Below are 23,557 nucleotides of genomic sequence, written 5' to 3' on the forward strand. Positions count from 1 at the left end.
TGTAACGGATACGCAACAAGCTGCCCTCCTGGTTACGCCAGCGCTACACCACCAAGCGCCAAACCCGCAACCTGAGTGGGTTTACACCGTCCACAACCCAGCCAGACGCCACCCCCTGTAGGGTTCGACACCCGCTCTGCCTCCCGTGAACACTCGCGGCATGAAGACAGAGCAAGCGGGTAAGAAGACCGCCACCCCGAAAGCGAAGAAGAAGCCAGTAGCCAAGAAGGCCGCTGGCTCGACTGTGCGTGTGCGTAAGGCAAAGCCAATAGGAAGGCCAACAGCCTACTCAGACCTGGTAGCGGCCAAGCTGTGTGCGTACATCGCTGACGGTATGAGCTTGCGCAATGTCTGCAAACAGCCAGGTATGCCGAGTATGACCACTGTGCTGCGCTGGCTTGGCGATGATGCGATGGCGGCCTTTCGGATGCAGTACGCGTGCGCGCGCGAGGCTCAGGCTGATTTGCTGGCCGAACAGATCCTCGATATCGCCGACGAAGAATGCACCATGGTCCGCGCCGACAAGCATGGATCGAATGATGATGACGGCGAAGGCCACACCGAGGTTGTGTTCGACTCGACAGCGGTAGCGCGTAACCGGCTGCGTGTTGATGCGCGCAAGTGGTTGGCCAGCAAGATGGCGCCCAAGAAATACGGCGACAAGCTGCAGACCGAGCTGACCGGTGCGAATGGTGGTGCGATTGCGGTGAATAGCACTGTCACCTTCGTTCGGCCGCCAGAACGCGCGGAGGACGATCAGTGACTGCCTTCGTCGCGCCGATCAATCTCAACCTGACGCTGCCGTTCAAGCTGTCGCCGCTGTATGAGCCGTGCCGCTACAAGGTGATGCACGGCGGTCGCGGTGGCGGTAAGTCGCATGGTGTGGCCCAGGTGCTGCTGGAAATGGGCTCGCGCACGCCGTTGCGCATCCTGTGCGCCCGTGAAATCCAGAAGTCGATGCGCGACTCGGTTCACCGGCTGCTGAAGGACTACATCGTCAAGCTGGGCCTGACAGCGTTCTACGACGTGCTCGACACCGAGATTCGCGGCAAGAACGGCACGTTGATCCTGTTTTCTGGCCTGCAGGCGCATACGGTCGACTCGATCAAGTCGTTTGAAGGCGTCGATATCGTCTGGGTCGAAGAGGCCCACGGTGTCAGCAAGAAGAGCTGGGATGTGTTGATCCCGACTATCCGGAAAGAGGGCAGCGAGATTTGGCTGACCCTCAACCCGGATATGGAGACTGACGATACCTACAGTCGTTTCATCGCCACGCCCAGCCCAGATACCTGGGTTTGCCAGATCAATTGGCGCGATAACCCTTGGTTCCCTGATGTGCTCAATGAAGAGCGCAAGAAGGCCAAGCGCTCGATGAGCGAAGAGGACTACGAGCATATCTGGGAAGGCAAGGCCCGGCGTGTTGCTGCTGGTGCGATCTATAAGCATGAAATTGAAGCGGTCTATGAAGATGGCCGCGTGTGCCCTGTGCCGTATGACCCGACACTGCCTGTGCACACCGTGTGGGATTTGGGTTGGAACGATTCGATGACGATCGGCCTGGTGCAGAAAGGGCCAATGGATGTGCGGATCATCGGCTACATCGAGGACAGCCACCGCACGCTGGACTGGTACGTCGCCAAGTTGGAGAAGCTGCCATACCGCTGGGGCACTGACTTTTTGCCACACGACGGCCGCACCAGAAACTTCCTGACAGGCAAAAGCACCGAAGAGCATCTGCGCGCGATGGGGCGCAATCCGTACCCCAACTGCCTACCGCAGGCCAGCGTTGAGGAAGGAATCAAGGCTGTTCGCATGCTGTTCCCGCGCTGTTACTTCGATTTGACCAAGGCTACGCGCTTGCTTGAGTGCCTGAAGCGATACAAGCGCGACATCCACGCCAAAACTGGTGAGCCCATGGGCCCGCTGCATGACGAATTTAGCCACGGCGCAGACATGTTCCGTTACGTCGGTCAGGCAATTGACCTGATGGTGAACGAAGCGCCGCGCGACTACCAAGAAGCCCCGCCGCCAGACTGGCGCACCTGAGGACAGACCATGGACGCCACAGCGATCGATTATCAAGAAGAAGGGCCAGCAGGCGAGGCTGTAGACGATCTGGCGATGACGCTGGATGAGTACAGCGAGATCATGCGCGAGATCGAGGAACAGCCGAACTGGCGCGTCACTGCCGACAAGGAAATGGATTACGCCGACGGCAACCAGTTGGACAGTGAGCTGCTAGCCCGCCAGCGTGCTCTGGGTATTCCGCCTGCTGTCGAGGATCTGGTTGGACCTGCGCTGCTGTCGATCCAGGGTTATGAGTCTGCGACCCGCACCGATTGGCGCGTGACGCCTGATGGTGATGTGGGTGGTCAGGATGTGGCGGATGCGCTGAGCTACAAGCTAAACCAGGCCGAGCGTCACAGCAGGGCTGACGATGCGTGCAGCGATGCGTTTCGCCCGCAGATCGCCATCGGCGTGGGCTGGGCCGAGGTTAGTCGTGAAAGCGATCCCTTCAAGTTCCCGTATCGCTGCAGCGCTGTGCATCGCAACGAAATCCACTGGGATATGAATGCGCGCGAGAAGGACCTGAGCGACGCGCGTTGGTTGCGCCGGCAGCGCTGGTTGCGGCCTGACCGCATCGCACGGGTGTTCCCTGACCACAAAGAGCTGATCATGGCCATTGGGCGCAATGGCGCCACCTGGTGGATGGATGATCATATCGGCAGTAATGACGGCGGCGAGTCGACCGGGCTGCATAATGCCTGGGCAGAGGCCCGTGCATGGACGGTGCAGGAAGAGCGCTGGTACAACCCGACCTCGAAAGAAACCTGTTTGGCTGAACTATGGTACCGCCGCTGGGTGGATGTTGGTGTGATCACCGCCCCCGATGGCCGTGTGGTTGAGTACGACGAGAACAACCTGGCGCACCAGGTGGCGCTGGCAAGCAAGCTGTCGACCTATAGCCGTGCTGTGGTGGCCAGAGTGCGTCGCAGTTACTGGCTTGGCCCGCACTGCTTGTATGACGGCCCAACCCCGTATAGCCACCGATTCTTCCCCTATGTGCCGTTCTGGGGCTTCCGTGAGGACAGCACCAACGTGCCCTATGGCTACGTGCGCGGCATGATCTACTCGCAGGACTCGCTCAACAGCGGTATCAGCAAGCTGCGCTGGGGCCTTTCGTCGGTGCGTGTGACTCGCACCAAGGGCGCGATCGATATGACTGATGCGCAGTTGCGCAACACAATTGCGCGCGTGGATGCCGATATCGTGCTGAATGCACAACACATGAATACACCAGGTGCCCGGTTCGAAGTTGATCGTGACTTCCAGCTGAACGCCCAGCAGTTCCAGATGCTGCAGGACAATCGCGCAGCTATTCAGCGCGTGTCATCCGTTACCACTGGTTTTATGGGCAAGGAAGGCACGGCCACCAGCGGCAAGCAGGAGCAGATGCAGATCGAGCAGAGCAACCAAGGTTTGGCCAGGATGATGGACAACTTCCGCGCCGGCCGGTCGATGGTGGGTGAGATGCTGATGTCGATGATCATCGAAGACATGGGCAGCAAGCAGCAGGAAATCATCATCGAAGGTGATGCTGTGCGCGAGGATCGCACGGTGGTGATCAACAAGCCTGAGCAAGACCCGGCCGGCTACACCTACCTGTCGAACGATCTGCAGCGCACTCGGCTGAAGGTATCGCTTGAGGATGTGCCGAGCACTGCCAGCTACCGTGGCCAGCAGCTCAACGCTATGTCGGAAGCGGTCAAGTCGCTGCCGCCGCAGTACCAGGCGGCCATGCTGCCGTTCATGGTCAGCCTCATGGATGTGCCGTTCAAGCGCGATGTGGTCGAGGCGATTCGTGCTGCAGCCGAGCAGGAAAGCCCGGAGGCGATCGAGAAGCGTATCCAGCAGGCGGTGCAGGATGCCCTGGCGAAGTCTGGAGCCGAGCTGAAGATGCGTGAGCTGGCAATGAAAGAGGGCAAAACCGAGGCTGAAATCGAGAAGATCCGTCGCGAGGCTGTTCAGATCGGTGTGCAGGCGGCGTACAGCGCTATGCAGGCAGCCGCCCAGGTCGCGCAGATGCCGATGATTGCCCCGGTGGCGGACGTGATCATGATGGGCGCCGGCCATCAGCAGCAGCAAGGCGATGATCCGAACTTCCCGGTAGCCAATCAAACCGCGGCGATGAACATCAAGTCGCCGTACATCCAGGGCGCCGAGGAAGTGCCGCAGAACACCAGCCCTGAATTCCCACCGGTACCGCAGGATGGTGCATCACCCATGGAAGGTATTGAGACGGCAACGCCGGCTGACAACCTGGGCTGATTGTCCTGGTCCACCAGAACCCTGCAGGGCTGACCCCCTGTAGGGTTTTTTGTTTTCAGGCCCCCCGTTGACACTTCCCTGCAAGTTGAGCGCACAGCGCACAGCGACGCGCAGGAAGGCAACGACCTGCATTGCTGAGCCCCTATGCGGCCACGGCGATATGTGGCGGGACAGGCATGAACCAAGCAGAGTTTTTACAGCAGCACGCACCAGACGGCGTTTTGACCGCAGAGCAGGCCGCCCAGCTTTTGGAGCTGAGCGAAGAGGGCGATACCGGAGCAGCTGATGCTGCCCTGGAAATTGGTGGCGAGCCCGACGCTACCGCTGCAACTGAGGCCAAGCCAGAAGGTGAGCAGGCAGCAGAAGACGTATCGAAAACCAGCGACGCAGAGCTCAACGCCGATAACGCGGTGATTCTGGCTAAGGACAACAAGCACACCATCCCTTACGAGAGGCTGGTGGAGGCTCGCGAAGCTGAGAAGACATGGCGCGACACGGCTACAGCGGCACAACAGGAACTGGCTGAACTTAAAGCTCAGGCGCAACAGCGGGTGGAAGCAGGGATTGCCCCCACTCAGACCGACAACCAGGTCGCAGCGGCTCAGGCCGCACTCGATGCTGGCGTCAACCCTGAGATTTTCGGTGATTTCTCCGAAGAGGCCATTGCAAAGGGAGTGCAGACCCTGATCGCACAGAGCCTGCCGGCTCTGGTTGAGGCTCAGGTTAAGCAAGCATTGCAGCCGCATGAGCAGAAGCAGGTATCCGACCTGCGTTCTTCGCACTTTGACTCGATCTATGAAAAGCACCCTGACATTGACTCGATGCTGGAGAGCAAAGAGTTGGGAGATTGGTTAGCGACCCAGCCTAGCTACGTTCGTGTTGGCTTTGAAAGCACCATGAAAACGGGCTCGGCACCGGAAGTCATAGAGTTCTTCGACACGTTCAAAGCGGCCACTGGAAAAACTCAATCCGCCCCGGCGCCCTCTGCGGAGAGCGTTAAGGAAGCGGCCAAGCAAGCCATCGCACAAGCCAAGCCGGTTGTGCCTGCAAGCCTCTCGGATTTTCCGGGCGGCAAGGCAGGGCCGGCAACTGGCAACGAAGCGCTGGCGAACCTAGGCGCCAATGAAATGGCCGAGGCCCTGATGGAAAGGACCCCGGAGCAGATCGAGGCATTTTTGAACCGGAGCGTCTGACGCTCCGGAGTCCCGCTGAACAAGGAGTTTCACCATGTCCGACAAGACGCATATGAGCTACGGCGATCCGAAATCGATGGTCGAGCAGGCCGTTGGTTTGTTCGCTCAGAGCACTCAACGCAACACCACCCTGAACCGCCTGACCGGCAAGATGCCGAAAGGCACCGCTGGCGCCGAGGCGACCCTGCGCAAGCAGACCACCCAGCACATGCCCATCGTGAAGTGCCAGGACCTGGGTAAGGGCCGTGGCGATGAGGTGACCTTTCACCTGCTGAACCCGACTGGCGGCTACCCGATCATGGGCAGTGCCTATGCGGAAGGCCGTGGCGTTGGCATGAAGCTGTCCGAGGACAAGCTGCGTGTGAACCAGGCGCGCTTCCCGATCGACCTCGGCGACACCATGACCAGCATCCGTTCGCCGGCCGACTTCCGTCGTCTGGGCCGCCCTGTTGCTCAGCAGCAGATGGATGCCTATGTCGACCAGAGCCTGCTGGTGCACATGGCTGGCGCCCGTGGCTTCCACGACAACATCGAGTGGAAGATCCCGGTCAACACCAACCCGCTGTTCGCCGACATCATGGTCAACCGCGTTAAGGCGCCGACCAAGAACCGTCACTACATCGCCGATGGCGGTAACGGCATCAAGCCGTTCACCGTGGCTGGTGGCGAAGTCGACCTGGCGACCACCGACCTGCTGAAGATGGACACCGTGGACGGTATCCGCACCTGGATCGACCAGATTGCGCTGCCACCACCTCCGGTGATCTTCGAAGGTGACGCTGCTGCGAATGACTCGCCGCTGCGTGTGCTGCTGGTGTCTTCGGCGCAGTACAACCTGTTCGCCGCTGATCCTAGCTTCCGCACCCTGCAGGCTGGTGCGATGGCTCGCGCTCAGCAAGCCAAGGGGCATCCGCTGTTCCTGGGTGAGGTTGGGCTGTGGAACGGCATTCTGATCGTGAAGATGCCGAAGCCCATCCGCTTCTATGCGGGTGACACCATCAACTACTGCGCCGCCAGCGACAGTGAAACTGAAACCTCCTGCATTGTGCCTGCCGGTTTCGGCACCACTCACGCCGTCGACCGCGCCATCCTGCTGGGTGGCCAGGCTGTGGCCGAGGCAATGGCTGCCAGCGAGAAGTCGAAGATCCCGATGTTCTGGAGCGAGAAGGAACTCGACCACGGCGACAAGGTGGAGCTGCTGCTGGGCTGCATCCGTGGTGTGTCGAAGATCCGCTTTGCGGTCAATACCGGCAACGGTACTGAGTTCACCGACTACGGCGCCACCGCGATTGATACCGCGGTGCCGATCATCGGCGAGCGCAAGTGATGGGTAGGGCCGGGTAACGCCGGCCCGCCTTTCTAACCCCATTGAAGGAGAGCCCATCATGGCTAAGGTAACCCTGAAACAGTTCGGCAACCGCCAGTTCGGCGGCGCGGCCGGTGCATACGGCAACACCACCACCCTGGCGTTCAAGCTGGAAACCGGCTCCAACGGTGCAGCGCTGAATGCCGACTCTACTGCGGCGATCGGCATCGGTGATGTGGTCGACCTCGGTCCATTGCCGGAAGGCATGCGTCTGGATGATGCATCGATCCTGATCAGCACTGGCATGACCGCCACCATCACCGGCTCGCTGGGCTTTGTCTACGAGGATGGTGTGGATGACGCTGGCGTTCCTCAGGATGCTGCGTACTTCGGTACCGGCCTGAACCTGGCTACTGCTGCGCGCCTGCGTGCATCGGCTGCCAAGGCGCTGAAAGTCCTGGCCAAGCCCGCTCGGTTGATCCTGACCACTGCGGTGGCGGCCAATGCCAAGGTCAGCAAGATTGAGGTGCTGGTAAGCGGCGAGCTGCAAGGCAGCCGCTGAGCCTGACCGTTTAAGGGCCTTCGGGCCCTTTCTTCTTTCCCGTTACGCAGGATACGAACATGAAGGTACTCGTCATTGCGCAGGTTGCGCACGCTATCAACGCCGCCTACTGCCTGTCGCTGGGCGATGCCTCGATTCCGGCTTGGGATGAAGCTGGTGAGCAGCACCAGGGCAGCCTGGTCGCAGGTGTGGAAATGCACCTGGCCAATCCCGACGCCACCCCTGAGCAATCCCATGAAAGCTGGCTGGCGCAGAAGATCGCCGATGGCTGGGTCTATGGCGAAGTTAAGGACGAGGCTGCAAAGACTCACCACTGCTGCCGCCCATATGCCGAACTTCCCGCCGAGCAGAAGGCCAAGGATTACCTATTCCGCGGTGTGGTGCATGCGCTGAAGGATCTGCCGGATGCTGATGATGTAGACGCGGCTGTGGCTGCTGCCGTAGCCGAGGCGCTGGCGAAGAAGCCGGCTGGTAAGGCCGCTGCTGCAGCTAGCAGCGCTCCGGTTTTGGTTGTTGGCGGCAACATTCCCGTCCAGTACATCGGCCGCAAGGAAGCCTACACCGACCACCTCTACGGTACCGGCCTGTCGTTTGAGAAAGACCAGGTGCGCGGCCTGCCTACCGAGGTCGCACGCAAGTTTCTGCGCCATGCCGATATGTTCAAAGAGGCCGGAGAGGGCGCTGTCGTCACTGAGCTGGTGAAGTCGGCCGAGCAGGATGACACCACCAAGACCCTGGACGAGGCTGCGAAGCGCCAGAAGGAAGATCAGGACAAAGAAAATGCCCTGATTGACCTGAAGCAGCATGTGTCGAACATGACCAAGAACGCGCTGTGCGAATACGCCATGACCAATTACCGCCAGAAGCTGGACAGCCGCGCTTCTGTAGGCGATCTGCGTCAGCAGGTAACCGGCATGATTGATCAGTTCGGCGCGGTGTAAGCCATGACCCTGGACGAGCTGGTAGCGGACTTCAGAACAACCACTCAGGACAAGGTAGCGCCTTATCTGTTCGAGCAGGCTGATGTGGCGCGCTGGCTGATCGAGGCAGAGCAGGAGGCCTGCATTCGCGGGCGCCTGCTACATGAGGCTGATAACGAGGCGGTGTGCGAGATTGATGTGGCTGTAGGTGAGGTGGTTTATCCGCTGCACCCTGCGCTATACGAGATTGATCACCTTGGCCTGCTTGAGGCTGGCACCACTGAGCAGCGTGAGGTGAAGCTGGTGTCGCGCGAATGGCTGGATGAAAACCAGCCAGGTTGGCGCGATCGTTCAGGCGTGCCGCGGCTTGCCATCCAAACCGATACCCGTATTCGCCTGGTGCCGACCCCTAACGCAACCGCCACCCTCAAGCTGGAAGGATACCGCCTGCCTATGCGCGGACTGACCAGTGCCAAAGAATCGAAGCCTGAAATCAATGCAGCCCATCACCGCCACCTGGTGAATTGGGCGCTGCATCGCGCCTTCAGCGTGCCAGACAGCGAGACGCTGGACCTGGGCAGAGCCAGCGCTGCGCTTGAAGCGTTCACCAGCTATTTCGGTGAGCGTCCCGACAGCGACCTGCGCCGAATCACCCGCCATGACGTTGAGCACCACACCAAGGCATGGATCTGATCCACGCCTGACCCCCTGTAGGGTTCGTGCCGAACGCGCCTGCTCCATAGCATACGACCCAAGCGAATCAGCCAGCACGGGAGCATGGCATGAGTAATACAGCAGATAAGGCGATGAATGCTGCCAGCTATGCCGGGGGGTTCTTCTCCGTGGCTGCCGGCCTGACGCTGACTGAGTGGGGCATCATCGTCGGCATCGTGACAGCGCTGCTTACCTTCCTGGCCAATCAGTGGTGGCAGGCGCGCAAGTACCGGATGGAACTGCGCATGCAGGAGGCTGCTGATGCTCGAGCACAGCGCATCCATGATCTTGAGGTGCAGCGCCTATGTCGTCAGTTGCCGGGCTCTAATGCTTGCGACCTGCACGCGGTAGGTGAGTGATGAGTCGCGCCAGGACGCTTGCAACTGCGCTGACGCTCAGTGCTGCAGGGCTCTTAGGCTGGATTGCCAGCGAGGGCGATAGCCCCGTGGTCAAGCAGGGTGGCGTTGAGTTGCTAGCGCCGCACATCCCGACCAAGGGCGATGTGCCGACCATTGGCCACGGCTCCACCCGCTACGAAGATGGCACTCGGGTGACGCTCGCAGATCCTCCGATCACCCGGCAGCGTGCCGAGCAGCTGGCTCGGGCGCTGCACGAAGAGGAAGAGCAGCGTTTCCGCGCCTCAATCCCTGGCGTTGAGCTGTTCCAAGAGGAATACGACCTCTACGTCGACTTCACCGGCCAGTACGGCATTGGCAACTGGCGCAAGCCGAAGTCACCGCGCACCTGGTTGCTGAAGGGCGACTACATCGGCGCATGCAAGGCGCTGCTCAACTGGCGATTCGCCGCTGGATATGACTGCTCAACCACGATCAACGGCAAGCCGAACAGGCGCTGCTGGGGCGTGTGGGAGCGGCAGCTGCAGCGCTACAAGCAGTGCATGGCGGTGCAGCCATGACCCGCTATCTGATTGCCGGCCTGGGCCTGGCCCTGATCCTCGCGTTGTGGCGCATCGATAACGTCACCGCAGACCGTGACGCTGCGCGTGACGCTGTGACAGTGAGTGACGCAAAGGTTGCGTCACTGCGCGTCACGCTGCGTATCAGCCGCGAACTGGTCAGCGACTACCAGGCTTCCGAGGCCGAATACCAGAAGGAGAAGACTGATGCTGAAGATGAGCGCGACCGCCTGCGCCGCTGCCTTGCTGATGGCACTTGCGGGCTGCGAGTCAATGCCACCTGCGTGCGAGTGGACCGATCCACCGCCGTTGCCGGCGAGCCTGATGCAGGAACCCCAGAACTTACAGCCGCTGCTGGATGGGATTATTCAGCCCTACAGCAAGGGCTCAAAGAGCAGCGAGCCCAAATAAAGGGGCTGCAGAAGACCCTAACCAGCCTGCACAGCAAGTGCAAAATCGTCGGAGCGCCACAATGACCGCCTTCATCAAACCAACCGTTGGCCGTGTTCTGCATTTCTTCCCGTCCACGCAATACATGGTCGACCGCAAGCTGGCGTTCGGTGACCCATCGCAGCCGCTTGCGGCCGTGATTGCCTATGTCCACAGCGACAAGATGGTGAACCTCGCTGTATGGGATCAGAACGGCCTGCAGTTCGACGTGTGCAGTGTTCAGCTGGTCCAAGAGGGCGATACGGTTCCGCTGGGTAGCTTCTATGCGGCATGGATGGATTATCAAAAGGGCCAAGCTGCGAAAACCGAGGCTTTGGAAAGCCAGCTTACAGGCAAGCCTGATGTAGGCGTCGATCTGGCGAACGGAAAGGATCAATGCGTGCGCGTTTTCCTTGAAAAGGGCGCTGTCGTAAAGGTCGAGGGTATTCCGGTCGAGTTGGATCACAGCACCGTAGTGGTTACCAATCCGGCCAATGTCCCGCTGATCTTCCCGCCGCGCACTGCTCGCCCTGTTGAGCGCAGCGAGTAAGGAGTCAGTAATGGCCGAGCAGATCGATATCGTCATCACCCGCGGCAAGACCTTCGAGTTCGGCTTTTTGTATGCGGATGATGAGCCTCGCCAGGTGCTGATTACTGGTATGCCGAGCCAGGTGCCGCTACGGCTTACCGTGGTTGGCCATGGCCTGCCGGATGGTTGGCCGTTCTGGGTGTCGTGTGTGAAGTCGCCGGCCGAGCTGAATACCGGTGTCGACTCTGATGATGCCAATGAAGTGATGAGCGCTGACCCTTACTTCGTGAAAGTGATCGATGCGGACACGATCGAGGTGCCTGGCGTGATTGCTTCGTGCTGGAAGGCCTTTTCTGGCCCTGGAGTGTTGCTTACCCGGCCGCCTGTAGATCTGACTGGCTGGACCTGCCGCGCCCAGGTGCGTGACAAGGTAGGCGGTAACGTGCTGTTCAGCTGGCACAGCGACCCAGCAGAGAACCCTGATGGTGAAGCTGTTGTGGATGTGGCGCTTGGCACGTTCTTCCTGAAGATGGACGCCGACACGGCCAAGAGTCTGGATTGGAAGCGCGGCCTTTACGACGCCGAGGCGATCGCTCCGGGCGGCGAGGTGTATCCGCTTACAGGGATCAGCTCTGTGACAGTAGAAGATGAGGTGACCGCGTGAGTAGCGTAATCGTGGTCAAGTATGGGTTTCGCCGCGCGGTGATTGCCGCCGGCTTGCGTGGTGCGCCAGGTACTGGTGGTGGCGGTGGTAGCGCTGGGGTTAGCAGCTTCAACACCCGTACTGGGGTCGTAACCCTGACTGGCGCCGATGTGACTGGTGCTCTTGCATACACGCCTGCCAACAATGCCAGCCTGGCCGCTGTTGCATTCAGCGGTGCGTACGCGGATCTGTCGGGGCGGCCAGCGCTGGCTGCTGTAGCGCTCAGTGGTGCCTATGCCGATTTGTCGGGCGCGCCGTTCATTCCGGCAGCACCTGGTGATATAGGTGCTGCTACGGCAGCTCAGGGCGCGCTGGCAGGCACTGCTGTACAGCCCGCCGCTCTGACTGTGCAGCTCGGCCTGAAGGTCGATAAGGTCGCCGGCTATGGACTGAGCCAGGAGAACTTCACCGCGGCCGAGAAGGCCAAGCTCGCGGGGCTTGAAGGGTCGCACTATCGCGGCACCTACCTGAACCTGACCGCCCTGCAGACTGCTTTGCCAACAGCTTTAGCTGGCGACTACGCGGACGTGGACGCCGGTACCGCTGACCCAGTGCAGCGCTACATTTGGGATGACAGCGACGACGAGTGGGTTGCGCAGGCTGGTAGTGCAGATCCGATCACTGCCGCCCAGGTCAAAACGCTGTACGAAAGCAATGCGGACACCAACGCCTACACCAATGCAGAGAAGTCGAAGCTCGGCGGGGTAGCCGCTGGCGCCACCGCGAACGCCGACACCGACACCCTTGCAGAGGGCGCTACAAACAAGTGGTTCACCACGGCTCGCGTCCTGGCAACTGTGCTCAGCGGACTGAGCCTGGCCACTGGAGGAGCAATCACCAGCGCTGACACCGTACTGGTGGCCTTCGGCAAGCTGCAGAAGCAGATCACCGACCTGATCACTACGGTAAACGGCAAGCAGGACGCCCTGGTCAGCGCAACCAACATCAAGACCGTCAACGGCACAAGCCTGCTGGGTAGCGGCGATCTGGTCGTAAGCGGCGGCGCCGGTTCTGACTGGGGCGACATCGGCGGCACGCTCGCCGATCAGACCGACCTGCAGGCTGCGCTGACAGCTCGCGCTTTGGTGGCGGGCCTACCATCGCGCACAGTAACCGCTAGCGGGAGCGTTACCCCCTCAGATGCCGGAAAATGGTTGATATGTACCAGCGCCACTCCAATCACATTAACCATAGGCGCAGAGGCAACAGCAACCTGGGCAGTCTCCGGGGTTCTGCCGATGTTTCATATTATGCAGGTGGGGGCGGGCGCCGTAACTGTGACAGGCGACGGGTTCAGTGTCGTACTGCATGCGGACGACACAAACGTACTTGACGGGCCAGGTGCAGCAGCTACTGCGCTATGGCGTGCGTCCAATACGTGGAGCTTATTCGGAAGGTTGGTGGCGGCATGATGATCCCAGGAATTGTGGCGCAACGAAGACAGGTTTCCGAGGGCGGTGACCCGTTCTGGGCGAACGTAGTCTTCCTTTCGCACTTCGATGGGGCTGACGGGTCGACGATATTCGTCGACCAGAAGGGTCACCCGATTACTCGATCCGGCTCAGTTGAACTGGACACCGCCAACAAGAAGTTCGGGTCGGCATCGGCGCTGTTTGCTGGGGGCTACCTCAACTGCCCGTCCGGTGTTGACTATGACGGGTTCGGGGCTTCAAACGCCTGGACCATTGAGGGCTTCTGCTTGGTCCCGGCGGGCCCTACCAACTGGACGTATGGGCTGGCTTCGATCACCCAGGTTGCGGCCGGCTTGCATGCTGGCGTTCACATACAGGAGTATGGGGGGCTGCATTACATCTACATCTACCGGCAAGGTGAAACCAACGGCTACATGGGGACGATCACCTTCCCCCGTGGGACCTTCAATTACATTAAGATCTGCAACACAGGCTCCGGTTCGCCAATCTGCTATGTCAATGGCGCCGCCGTGACGTTGAGTTCGTTCGGCTATGGCACTCGACTACGCCCAGCTGTGGGTGGTCTGGTGATTGGTGGCATACCAGGTCTAAGCAGCGCAATAACGCTTAACCTGATCGGCCAGTTGGATGAAGTTCGACTGACAAGAGGCGTCGCCCGAACCGATTCGTATGCGGTGCCATTAGAACCATTCCCTAACAATTAGCTGTAGCAGGAATCACCATTTGCAGATGCAGTGCTACGCTCGTTTAGCCAATGACGGCAACCCGCAAAAGGAGCATGCGATGACAAGAAAGAAAGCTTTCGAGCTGGCCGTGGCGTTTGTAGCCGTAAGCGTATTCGGGGGGATCAACTACTACTTGGGGATGCAGCATAACGCAGGCTTCGCATCCCTCACGGTGGATGTGACTGGGTGCGATTTAGACCCTGGTGAAAGCCCAGTCGCCGATCTGCAGCCGCTGTAGTTTGTTCTGAAGCCAAGCCCGCCGAGTGCGGGCTTTTTGTAAACTGAATACTCCCTAAACTAGGGAGTGCAGTCGCTCCGATTCCTGCATGAGCCGATCAGATATTGCGCGGATTTCAGAATAGATTGCCACGCGCTCTTCAGCTGTTAGCGGTTCTTCCGCAAGATCTGCTGCGGTCAGTTCGAAGCCTTTCAGCGCGTCTGCGGCGAAGCGATTTGCCAGTGACTTTACCAAGCGCATATTTGGGGGAGTGGTACGCATAACGACCTCAGTTAAACGTCAATCGACGATGCGACTGCGTATATGCTCTCACAAATAATTTGGTACTCAGCGCGTACAGTATTGTCCATGACAATAGGGGTCATATTGCCTGTGCTGAAGAAATTTAGTCCCTGTGTCATGAGGTAGGATTCAACCTCTACAGGCTCCCCAGATACTGCATGGTTTGCTACTACACGAATAACCCCTAAAACCTCATGTGAGCTATGGTTACGCACTGTTAGGCCCAATTTGACTACGTATTCTTTGCCAAATATGGTGCCCTTGCCGTGTTTAGTAGGCCCATCAATCACCACGAAACCATGGCCTAAATCCTTTGCGATTTCCTGCCAGCGATTGAGGTGTCTAACAAACCCTGCCTGAATTTCGTACCACTGCTCGTCCATGTTTCGGAATAGCGATTTCATTGATCGTGTTTCAGCAAAGCGAAGTTCTTCCACGGGTGTGCATCCTTTTTAATGAGCCGAGTGGACACTATAAGTGCGGTTCAAAAGGTCCTCCACCCAATCTATAGGCGCGAACTCACATCGCGCTATCCAGGCTGACCCCCTGTAGGGTTCGCCTTTTCACAACGACCCCAAGACACTCTCGACCATTAAGGGCGGTTTATACGCGCTACATGGATGAGGTACTTAGAGTGCAAGGTGTCCGTTGTGCCTGGCTTTAATAAAGCCGAAGACTGGTCTGGTGGAATGAACAACCTGTCTCAGGTTGATCGCATTCCCGAGGGCCAGGTGCGCGATCTGTTGAACCTTGATCCAGTCAAGGGCGGTGGGCTTCAGTTGCGCGCGAACAAGTCGCTTATTGCCGCTGTAGAAGGCGTGCATGGTGCGATCCCGTACCTTGATGGCTTTCTGGTTGCAGGGCAGGGGCAGCTGATACGTTTTTCTGCAGCCAGTGGGATTGCAGAGCCCATCGGCAACTATCCGTCGGCTGGCGGAATCGTCGGCGCCGAACTGAATGGCGACGCTTTTATTGCCTCTGGCACCGAAATGCTTCGCGTGCGTGGCCGCCAGGTTGGTCCATGGGGGCTGCCAGAAATTGCAGCCAATGCGTATATCCAGCCGGGCCTATTGCCTGCAGGTATTTACCGGGTGGCCGTCACCGCGATGGATGCCTTTGGCGCTGAGTCTGGCGCGACCCCGCTGATCATCAGCTTGAACGATCCCAGTGCTGTCCAGATCGAGTGGGTGGCGCCGGCTGGTGCCGTTGAGTGTCGCGTATACATGAGCGTGGCGAACGGTGAAACGCTTTACCTGCAGCAGCCGAGCGCTACCAGTCCGCTGACTCTCAACAATGTCCGTGACGACACTGCTCGCCTGCTGCATGGCGACCTGAAGAAGCCTGGTCACCCCAGCGCCGTAAAGGCATACAAGGGCCGCCTGCTGCTGGTGTGCGGTACCGCCCTGGCCATTACCGAGCCGTTTGCCCCGCACCTGGCCAGTTGGTCGCATGGATTTATTCAATACCCAGCAGCCATCGACATGGTGGTGGCGACCGATGGCGGCGTGTACGTCGCCGCTGGCAACGAAACATTCTTTGTTTCAGCGATCGGCACCGAGGAACAGGCGCAGCGCTTGGTGCTCGGGGTGGGTTCCGTCAAGGGCAGTGGCGCCACTTTGCCGGATGGCCGTGCCGTTTGGATGACCCGTTACGGCCAGGCCTTTGGCTCGCCAGACGGCTCTGTTTCATTGCCGCAAAAAGAGCGCTATGCCCCGGCACTTGCCGATCAAGCAGAAACAGGGCTCGTCGAAAACAACGGGCTACAGATGCTTGTCACCACTATGAAAGGCCCGGTCGGGCCAAACGCCCTCGGCGTCCTTGATGCCTTTGACCTGGAGATTGACCAATGAGCGCCCAGCGCAAACCCATCGGATTCGAGTACGAGTTTGAGTTTGAGCGCCCCGATGGCGCCATAGAAATCTGCTCGATGTGCAACCTAGTGCCGCAGCCTGCGATTAACCATATGGCCGCAGCGCTATTCGGTGACGTGGCAGCCATCGGCACGTTCTACGTCGGGCTATTTGCCGCCAACTATCTGCCCAGCCCTGGCGCAGTTGCTGGCGATATCCCGGGCGTCATCGGTGAGTTTACCGGATACAGCGAGGCCACCCGCCCGATCTGGACGCGCGTAAATACCGACGGGCTGATCACCAACAGCTCATCGCGCGCGGCATTCACGCTCACGCAGAACACCCGACTCTATGGTGGCTTCCTGTGCTCAATTGCCACCAAGGGTAGTGGTGACGGCCTGCTGCTGAGTATTGCCCGTTTCCCAACTCCGCGTGATGTGGAAGCCGGCACGACCATTCGTGTGCGCGGCGAGCTTTCGCTGATCCCAACCAACGTAGTGTGAGGCCGACATGACCACCACCTATCTCAGCGACCAGATCATCACGACGTACCTGGCCGGCACGAAATACATTTCTGAGCATACGTCGAACCCAGGCGCTACTGGGGCGAACGAGGTTACGCCTGGCGTCGACTCGGCCTATGCGCGCCAAGCGGTCAACATGGCCAAGACCCTGGACGGAAACTTTTACCGGGCTCGTAACAGCGCAGACGTATCGTTCCCGGCCGCTGGCGCAGGGGCGAGCTACAGCGTGACCCACATTGCAGTATGGGACGCCGTGACGGGCGGTAACTGCCTGGCTGTGGCGCCTGTAACCGGGGGCGCAATTCCCGTTGTCGCCGGCACCATCAACACTTTTGCAGCCAACGATATCGTTGTGCGCGGGGAGTAAGACATGAGCGCTCGTTTCAGCACCGGCCTACGTCAATTCATCCAGGTGACCGGCCCGATTCGCCAGGCCCTTGCAAACTCAGAGCTGCGTCTCTACAGCGGACCGATCCCCGCCAGCGTGGACAGTGCAATTTCTGCATCCAACCTGCTGCTTTGCACTATTCGGACGAGCACTGGCGGCGGTCTTAACTTGGCCGATAGCGCGCCGGGCGGGCTTTTGCTCAAGGATGCGAACGAGGTCTGGCAGGGCGACGTTGTGGCTTCTGGCATTGCAACCTTCTACCGGCACGTCCTGCCTTCGGATACCGGCGCTGCGTCTGAAACTGCCGTGCGTATCCAGGGCACTGCAGGCGTGGCCGGGCAGAACATGAGCCTGAGCAACCCGCAGTTGGTTTTGGGCGCAGTACAGCGCCTGGAGTCCTATATTATCTCGCTTCCAGAAGCATGATAGATGGCCAACCAGCTCAGGAAGGTTCCTTCTGTCACCTTTAGGCCAGGTACCCCGGCAGTGCCGCCGACCCCGGCGCACTGCGTTCAGGAACCGGTCTATTCCGACTATGGCGCCTACCAGCTTCAGCTGAACTATGCGTCATGGCTTGCGGAAAAAGTAAACAGAGCGCCACTAGGAAGCGCCTACTTCGGGAAATTGCCCGGCAGCAACACCTACGGTTGGATTGTCTCAACAATCGACTCAGGTTTTATGCAAGCGGCCGGTATTGGTGGAGTTGTAGGCCCGCTGCCAATCCTCATAGGCTACCGACTGGTTTGCTACCCCGGAACAAAAGGCACGCCGGGTACACCGCCAAAGACCAGCTACAGCGCTGAGACTGGCTGGAACAGTGGCGCCGTGTCCATTGGCGGCTTTGCTGCTGATGGGTATGCAGAGTTTGTCATTGGGCCTGGCTCGATAGGTGTAGTTGTCGGCCTCAACACAGGCCCTGACACTAACAGCCCCTCTGACTGCTCCCATGCGTTCTATGGCGCAAATGGTGTACTGAGCATCTTTGAGCGCGGCAGTCCCGTGGTGACAGTGCCTGGAGGTTATGCTTCGGGGCCAGTTCTTCGCATTGTGCGAACAGCAGGCTCTGTCTCCTACTTCGTCAATGGCGAGCGGGTTCATATCAGCGCACTGCAAAGTACTGGCTACGCCAGGATCGATGCCGCGCTGTATGTCGCAGGCGATTTCGTGGATAACCCAAAGGTTGGCGCTGCGCAGAAGGGCAGGGCGTCTACAAGCGTGGGCGTCACGGCTTTCATCGATGCGCGCCTAAGAGCCAGCACCCGCGTTGGGGTCGCTGGATCAGCCCGTGGCCGGGCTGGCAGCCAGTACAGGTCATCGGCTAACACTCGTCTTGGGGTCGCCGCGACCGCCCAGGGCTTTGCCAATCATCGGCAGCAAGCCGAGTCTGCAGTGGGCGTATCAGGTACTGCCAGGCCGGCAGAGAACAAAGTAATAGCCATTGCGCCACGGTTTAACGTGCTTGCCGCTGATGCCAGCTATGCCTTCGCGGAAAGCAACTATGCAGGCGGGTACCGCGCCGAATCACAAGGCGGCTTCCCCACGGTTGAGTTTTCGGGTGCATTTACCTTGATGCCGCCCATGCAGGCGTTCTCCTACATGCTCACTGGTGGCGTGATCAGTGTAGAGGCTCAAGGGCCGAAGCCGGTCTGTATTTGTGCGGACTACCCATATGCCCAGGTTGACTCGTCCCATGGCGGCGGCTGGGATGCTCGATCATTCGAGCCCTGGTATGCACCTGACGCCATTGACATAGCAGAAGGCGTTGCGATCGGCGCGCGCATGGCGATGTTTGCTGCCGTGGAAGCGGTGTTTTCCTCGGTCATTCAGGTGGGCGACCTGGCGACTATCGATGTGGAGCTGCTGGATGGCTTCGAGTGGTTCGAGTCCATCCTTGCGCATAGCGGATTTCTTGAGAACAGCGACCGCTATGCTGAGTTCGCGTCAGCATTGGCAGTATCAACCCAGTCCGATGCGCCGATGCGTGAAGGGATCCAGTACGCCACAAACGTCGAGACTGGCGCCATCACTCGTTACAGCGGTCTGGGGTTGATGGCGACGGTGATCAGTCACGGCTCGACCTATGGCGTGAGCGATGGCGGCGTTTACCGGCTTGGCGATGCCGGCAGCCCGATAGATGCCTTTGCCGACTTCGGTGCCTCAGGGTACGGCACGACACAGAGCAAGATTGTGGACGCGCTTTATTTTGGCCTGTCGACTGACGGCTCGGTCGTAGCCTTCCTGAAGGCAGACGACGGTACTGAGCAGGCTTACCAGGTGGTTTCGCGCGAGCCGATGATGCGAGCCATTACCGCCAAGGGCAGGAATGCGAGGACATGGCGCCTTGGATTGAAGGTTTCGGAGGCCACCCGGGCAGAGCTTGACGCTGTAGAGGTGTCAGTCGGCGTGTCAGCCAGGCGGGTAAGATGAACCTGGTAAGCGCAAAGGTGCTGACTGTGACCGGCGCCTACTTGCGTCGGAGAGTGGCGCAGATGGCAGAGCGACTTCACCGGCTTGGTATGAGGACGGCACATGAAGTCATCGACGGCTACCTGCTGCGTGCGACTCGCAGCGGGAAGTACGCCACTGGCCTGGTGATTGATCCTCCCGGCCTACTACATGCTTTGCACCCGGGCGGCGACGAGCGAGGCGATTTGTACAGCCTCGACCCGCGCGATTACTTCAACAGCAAGGTGGCTGCTGATGCAATTGAGCGCGGGTTTGATGATGTAGAGCCGACTCAGGCGCGTTACCAGTATTACCCGATTGGCTTTGCGCCAGATCCCAATCCGCCACCAGGACAGAACGCAGACCCAGTGCAGCGCTCAGTAAGGCTGCGCCGTGCCGTGGTGCGAACCAGTGAGCGCTATTGTTTTTGCCGGCTCAGCGTGTTTACCAACCCATCGATAGGCGAGCCAGCCTTTGATTTGGTTCCAGCAAGTACACCTGGCGATCCTCGAGTCAACCGGTCTTATGCCACATTGTCGGTGCTTAACAGTACCAACGTAAGCAATGCCGCAGGCGAAGGGCCGCCAAGCTCTTTCCGTGGGTATGCATTATCGAATGCGTCGATCGACGAGCTGGCCGCGGGCTACACGCTTATTCGCGAAAGCCTGCATGGATATACCAGCTTCGAGTATCCGCTATGCCCGCCTGCTGCCCTCTTCATTGGCAGCCTCATGGTGGCCGCCATTCCGGTGGCCAGGCAGGCAGGCGTAGGCGTCGCTGATTGGGGTGATGCTGCTGTGCTGCTAGTTGGCCTGGATGCAAACCCATTAGAGCAGGCCGGATCTATTGTGCGCTGGGTGTATCTGTGGACACCTGCAGAACACCCGAAACAAGCCATACATCCGGGGCCTTGGGTATATAAGCCGGACTGGCGGCCCACCCTGAATTTTTCACAGTGGGAAGAGGTATGGGATGGCGACCCGGAAAATGTTGGTTCGCGGCCGAACTGGATAGACGGTCTTAGCGGGGCGGTCGACGGCGAAGAAGCCGTGTTCAGGTTCAGGGTGGTTACGCTGGCAGGTGTGCCGCAGGTTGTTGTGCGTGATGGCATTACCAGTAAGCGCAATCCGACTGTGCCGGTAGAGGCGATAGTCGAGCTGCGCATCGACCAGGATGGCAACGTCGAAGCGCAATATCCGGCCTATGAGGTATTCAGCGGGCCAGATGCGTTCAGCGCAGGCGGCCTCGACCTTACCCCGTATCAGGCCTTTGTCGAGGGCGAGCTGCCAGAGGATTCCGTCAAAGTAGTCTGGCCGTGCGCAACTCTGAGCAGCGATGCAGGCCTTGTGCGTGTCGATGCAGAGTTTTCGGCGCCGCGTGACGATACGCAGACAGTTGCCATGCCGACCTGGAATGGACTGATGCGCGATCCAGATACCAGCACCTTCGGGCTCAGAGTGAGAGCGGGCGATACCGACACCTTCATACCCTTCGAGGATGCCGGCGCAGGCCTCACAGCGCCATCGATCACGATCAATGACGTGCGGTACCTGTTTTCCGCATGCCAGAGCTACAAGCTGTGGACGCTGGACTCGATGGTCGCCATGGTCAGCGATACCGAAGTTGCCGTGCTGGTGTTCGAGCAATGGGAACAGTTTAGTTCGGCCGGCACTGAAACCCGGGTGCTGGTTGTCGACGTGGCGACAGGAGCCTATCGGCTCCTTCCCAGAGTTGGCTATTTACACACCGAGACTTTGGCATTCGTGCGAGCGCCCGTGCTTAGCGTGATTCAGCGCGAGGTCAAAGATGACAGCGGCGAGATTGTGCAGCACGGCGTCTACCTGATCGCTGGTCCCGACAGCGCTGCCGTGCGCATTACGCGCGACTCGGGCGAAACGTGGGATGACTACCTAACTTTCCCGCGCCCGGCCGGGGGCGCCTACTTCTTGGGTAACCAGCTGATGCTAAGCATGAGCCCAGGCCATTTGATTATGCAGAGGTGAGGTATGTCCAACTACGATAATGCCGCGAGGTTTTTACAGGGGCACGCCGAAGACGCGCTAGACCTGGCACTGCAGCTGGCGAACCGGATTTCAACCGGCGGCGCAATTCCGCTCACTAACCGGGATTTGGACTACGACCATCAGAAGCCATCGATGGCGCCGCCGCCACAATTTAGCGATCTATTCCCGGGCGCAGATACGTCAAGCGCTGAAGTCATCCGCCTCAATGGCGAGGTGGAAAAGTGGATCGACACCTACTTTCCAGAAATGAATGGGCCGCTACGCGAAGCACCCGAGCAGTGGGCGTGCAAGATACTGACAGGCAGTGACCCGTTTGCCGACGGCAAGGTAGTGATTGATCTGATTTGGCATGAGGCGCGCGACCGAGCATACCGAGCTGCCAACACGGAAACTCGCACGCTCGCAGCCAGCTTTTCAGAGCGAGGATTTTCACTGCCGCCAGGCGCCATGGTGCAGCTGGTGGAGGCGTCAGAAATGCGCGCCAGTCAGGCGATCGCAGATGTGAACCGGGCCGAGTCAATCAAGATGGCCGACCTGAAGGTAGACCTGATCAAATTTGCCGAAGAACAGGCCGTGAGACTGAAACTCGGCTTGATGGATGCTTTGCGCGCGTTCTATATGGCCTGGATGACAATGCCGGATAAGGACATTGAGAGGGCCCGAGTAAAAGCGCAGGCCCAGGCATCGCTATATGGTGCCCTGTCCAGCTACTACAACGTGGAGCTTGGCTTTGAGCAGCTTCGACTGCGTGCGGCCGAGGCCGACCTGGAAACCAAGATCAACATGGACAGGAACAAGATCGCCGTGTTCTCTGCAACCCGCAGTCACGACGCCCTTGCGCGTGCATCCAATGGCCTTGCCGGAGTATCCGAGGCAGCAGCAAACGCCCAGTCGTCGCTGGTTGCTGAAATTGTGTCGGGGGGCTAAGGCATGCTGCAGGTTTGCTATGTCATTCCTTTTGCCACCCTGCATGGTGAGAGCGAACTAGTCAGTCCCATTGGCAACCTGGTGCTGCCAACCACGGCTGGGCCTGAAATTAGCCGAGCGTGGCCAATTGCTACCGATGAAAATGTGTCGTACCCGCAGTCTGTTGGCGTTGACCTGCTTTACAGGGGCGTACCATTCCCACTAACAGGCAACCCGCTCTACATAAAAGACTCCCCGGCAGTTGTGCTTCCAGGTGCAAGCAGCAGCACGGCATTGTTTCTCGTCCCAATCGCTGACAATGACTGGCTTGTGGTGAGTCGTTATCGGGTGTGGAGGGTGACAAACGGTTCAAAGGCATGGGAGCACGAAATCGTTGCAATTGGCGGCACGCCTCACTGCATATCTGCCGTGGCGATTCGTGGTGGGCAGTATTTCCTGTATGTCCGCGAGCGGCACAACAATGCCTATGATCCTGGCCGGATCTATTACAGCGCGGTTGATATCACGGGCGTCACCCCGCCAGGTCTTTGCACGACATGGCCCTGGGTTCAGGCAGATAATGATCCGGACAACTTCGACAGCTACGGGGTCTATGGGTATGAAGCCATTCTGACCACGCTGCCAGATTTTGAACTGGCCTTAATTGGCAGGCCATTTACGAGCAGTGATGGGCCAACTTTGGACTTCCGCGCCGTACTGACTGGGCCTGCTATCGAAACGCCGACAGGTAAAGAGGCCAGCGGATTTTGTAGCGACTACAGCTTCCCGCCAGAAGGGGGGATGCTCAAATTCCTTTCACTTTTCACGCTGCGATGCACGGTGAATGGTTCCGGTGTGATTCGAGACTCGGTTGTTTCCTACTCGCCGCCGACGTACACCGAGTCACAAGTCAGCGCGATGCTTCCGCCTGGAACTGTTCCAGAAATGAGTGGTGCAGGGGCGTTTCTATTTGCGGGTGAGCCGCCTGCAGTGCCGCCATTCTGGACGAGCATGCGCAGGGCGGTTGAGACGATCTAACCCCCTGTAAGGTTTGCTACTCCCACAGGAGGCACAAAGAATCGCAGCACATCATCAGGGGGATTACCTCATGTACGGCGTTCCCCATTTTTCGAAGAAGGCC

At 59.2% G+C, this 23,557-nt stretch carries 26 protein-coding genes; 24 read left to right on the plus strand and 2 right to left on the minus strand.

All coding sequences use genetic code 11. The annotated features are described in order from the left end of the window. Positions 1-160: 160 nt before the first annotated feature. The 16 genes from ACSQ17_RS17745 (at position 161) to ACSQ17_RS17820 (ending at position 13,997) form a co-directional block, all read left to right on the plus strand. Positions 161-763 (plus strand): hypothetical protein, encoded by a 603-nt coding sequence (locus tag ACSQ17_RS17745; protein ID WP_436069908.1) that lies wholly within the window; start codon positions 161-163, stop codon positions 761-763. Beyond that, complete coding sequence (locus ACSQ17_RS17750) at positions 760-2,046, plus strand: PBSX family phage terminase large subunit (protein ID WP_436069909.1); 1,287 nt, start codon at positions 760-762, stop codon at positions 2,044-2,046. Before ACSQ17_RS17745 ends, ACSQ17_RS17750 begins: the two co-directional genes overlap by 4 nt. Before the next feature lie 9 nt (positions 2,047-2,055). Then, the gene (locus ACSQ17_RS17755) at positions 2,056-4,329 is read left to right on the plus strand and encodes a hypothetical protein (protein ID WP_436069910.1); all 2,274 of its coding nucleotides are present in this window, start codon (positions 2,056-2,058) and stop codon (positions 4,327-4,329) included. Between the two features lie 176 nt (positions 4,330-4,505). Continuing rightward, positions 4,506-5,522, plus strand: a complete 1,017-nt coding sequence (locus ACSQ17_RS17760; protein WP_436069911.1) for a hypothetical protein — start codon at positions 4,506-4,508, stop codon at positions 5,520-5,522. A 34-nt stretch (positions 5,523-5,556) separates the two neighbouring features. Beyond that, positions 5,557-6,849 (plus strand): phage capsid family protein, encoded by a 1,293-nt coding sequence (locus ACSQ17_RS17765; RefSeq protein WP_436069912.1) that lies wholly within the window; start codon positions 5,557-5,559, stop codon positions 6,847-6,849. 58 nt (positions 6,850-6,907) lie between these two features. Beyond that, entirely contained in the window at positions 6,908-7,390 is a 483-nt protein-coding gene (locus ACSQ17_RS17770; RefSeq protein WP_436069913.1) for a hypothetical protein, read from the plus strand. A 59-nt stretch (positions 7,391-7,449) separates the two neighbouring features. Beyond that, positions 7,450-8,331, plus strand: coding sequence for a RyR domain-containing protein (locus tag ACSQ17_RS17775; RefSeq protein WP_436069914.1), 882 nt, complete (start codon positions 7,450-7,452; stop codon positions 8,329-8,331). 3 nt (positions 8,332-8,334) lie between these two features. Further along, on the plus strand, positions 8,335-9,003 hold the full coding sequence (locus ACSQ17_RS17780; RefSeq protein ID WP_436069915.1) for a phage adaptor protein: 669 nt from the start codon (positions 8,335-8,337) through the stop codon (positions 9,001-9,003). 89 nt (positions 9,004-9,092) lie between these two features. After that, positions 9,093-9,383 (plus strand): HP1 family phage holin, encoded by a 291-nt coding sequence (locus ACSQ17_RS17785; protein WP_436069916.1) that lies wholly within the window; start codon positions 9,093-9,095, stop codon positions 9,381-9,383. Further along, positions 9,383-9,940, plus strand: a complete 558-nt coding sequence (locus ACSQ17_RS17790) for a glycoside hydrolase family protein (RefSeq protein ID WP_436069917.1) — start codon at positions 9,383-9,385, stop codon at positions 9,938-9,940. The genes ACSQ17_RS17785 and ACSQ17_RS17790 overlap by 1 nt, the downstream gene beginning before the upstream one ends. Beyond that, the gene (locus ACSQ17_RS17795; RefSeq protein ID WP_436069918.1) at positions 9,937-10,416 is read left to right on the plus strand and encodes a lysis system i-spanin subunit Rz; all 480 of its coding nucleotides are present in this window, start codon (positions 9,937-9,939) and stop codon (positions 10,414-10,416) included. Before ACSQ17_RS17790 ends, ACSQ17_RS17795 begins: the two co-directional genes overlap by 4 nt. After that, complete coding sequence (locus tag ACSQ17_RS17800) at positions 10,413-10,919, plus strand: hypothetical protein (protein WP_436069919.1); 507 nt, start codon at positions 10,413-10,415, stop codon at positions 10,917-10,919. Before ACSQ17_RS17795 ends, ACSQ17_RS17800 begins: the two co-directional genes overlap by 4 nt. Before the next feature lie 10 nt (positions 10,920-10,929). After that, complete coding sequence (locus ACSQ17_RS17805) at positions 10,930-11,562, plus strand: hypothetical protein (RefSeq protein ID WP_436069920.1); 633 nt, start codon at positions 10,930-10,932, stop codon at positions 11,560-11,562. After that, positions 11,559-13,013 (plus strand): hypothetical protein, encoded by a 1,455-nt coding sequence (locus ACSQ17_RS17810; protein ID WP_436069921.1) that lies wholly within the window; start codon positions 11,559-11,561, stop codon positions 13,011-13,013. The genes ACSQ17_RS17805 and ACSQ17_RS17810 overlap by 4 nt, the downstream gene beginning before the upstream one ends. After that, complete coding sequence (locus ACSQ17_RS17815; protein WP_436069922.1) at positions 13,010-13,738, plus strand: hypothetical protein; 729 nt, start codon at positions 13,010-13,012, stop codon at positions 13,736-13,738. Before ACSQ17_RS17810 ends, ACSQ17_RS17815 begins: the two co-directional genes overlap by 4 nt. Positions 13,739-13,757: 19 nt before the next feature. Beyond that, a complete protein-coding gene (locus ACSQ17_RS17820) occupies positions 13,758-13,997 on the plus strand; it encodes a hypothetical protein (protein ID WP_436069923.1) in 240 nt (79 codons plus the stop codon). A 54-nt stretch (positions 13,998-14,051) separates the two neighbouring features. Here ACSQ17_RS17820 and ACSQ17_RS17825 read toward each other — a convergent pair whose 3' ends face one another. Both ACSQ17_RS17825 and ACSQ17_RS17830 read right to left on the minus strand, forming a co-directional pair. Then, positions 14,052-14,258, minus strand: coding sequence for a hypothetical protein (locus tag ACSQ17_RS17825; protein WP_436069924.1), 207 nt, complete (start codon positions 14,256-14,258; stop codon positions 14,052-14,054). A gap of 11 nt (positions 14,259-14,269) precedes the next feature. Further along, positions 14,270-14,716, minus strand: coding sequence for a hypothetical protein (locus ACSQ17_RS17830; protein WP_436069925.1), 447 nt, complete (start codon positions 14,714-14,716; stop codon positions 14,270-14,272). Positions 14,717-14,968: 252 nt separating this feature from the next. Here ACSQ17_RS17830 and ACSQ17_RS17835 point away from each other — a divergent pair, with 252 nt between their 5' ends. The 8 genes from ACSQ17_RS17835 to ACSQ17_RS17870 are packed head-to-tail and all read left to right on the plus strand — an operon-like array spanning position 14,969 to position 23,454. Beyond that, positions 14,969-16,129: a hypothetical protein gene (locus ACSQ17_RS17835; protein WP_436069926.1), complete on the plus strand. Its 1,161-nt coding sequence runs from the start codon at positions 14,969-14,971 to the stop codon at positions 16,127-16,129. Then, the gene (locus ACSQ17_RS17840) at positions 16,126-16,632 is read left to right on the plus strand and encodes a hypothetical protein (protein WP_436069927.1); all 507 of its coding nucleotides are present in this window, start codon (positions 16,126-16,128) and stop codon (positions 16,630-16,632) included. Before ACSQ17_RS17835 ends, ACSQ17_RS17840 begins: the two co-directional genes overlap by 4 nt. 7 nt (positions 16,633-16,639) lie before the next feature. After that, positions 16,640-17,020 carry a phage tail fiber protein gene (locus tag ACSQ17_RS17845; protein ID WP_436069928.1) on the plus strand — a complete coding sequence of 127 codons (381 nt, stop codon included), beginning with the start codon at positions 16,640-16,642 and terminating at the stop codon, positions 17,018-17,020. A 3-nt stretch (positions 17,021-17,023) separates the two neighbouring features. Next, entirely contained in the window at positions 17,024-17,467 is a 444-nt protein-coding gene (locus ACSQ17_RS17850) for a hypothetical protein (RefSeq protein WP_436069929.1), read from the plus strand. A gap of 3 nt (positions 17,468-17,470) precedes the next feature. Beyond that, positions 17,471-19,468, plus strand: a complete 1,998-nt coding sequence (locus tag ACSQ17_RS17855; protein ID WP_436069930.1) for a hypothetical protein — start codon at positions 17,471-17,473, stop codon at positions 19,466-19,468. Beyond that, positions 19,465-21,489: a hypothetical protein gene (locus tag ACSQ17_RS17860; RefSeq protein WP_436069931.1), complete on the plus strand. Its 2,025-nt coding sequence runs from the start codon at positions 19,465-19,467 to the stop codon at positions 21,487-21,489. The genes ACSQ17_RS17855 and ACSQ17_RS17860 overlap by 4 nt, the downstream gene beginning before the upstream one ends. 3 nt (positions 21,490-21,492) lie before the next feature. After that, complete coding sequence (locus ACSQ17_RS17865) at positions 21,493-22,437, plus strand: hypothetical protein (RefSeq protein ID WP_436069932.1); 945 nt, start codon at positions 21,493-21,495, stop codon at positions 22,435-22,437. A 3-nt stretch (positions 22,438-22,440) separates the two neighbouring features. Further along, positions 22,441-23,454, plus strand: a complete 1,014-nt coding sequence (locus ACSQ17_RS17870; protein WP_436069933.1) for a hypothetical protein — start codon at positions 22,441-22,443, stop codon at positions 23,452-23,454. The last annotated feature ends 103 nt before the right edge of the window (positions 23,455-23,557 follow it).

Source organism: Pseudomonas sp. LjRoot71 (assembly GCF_964253255.1).
Classification (GTDB): domain Bacteria; phylum Pseudomonadota; class Gammaproteobacteria; order Pseudomonadales; family Pseudomonadaceae; genus Aquipseudomonas.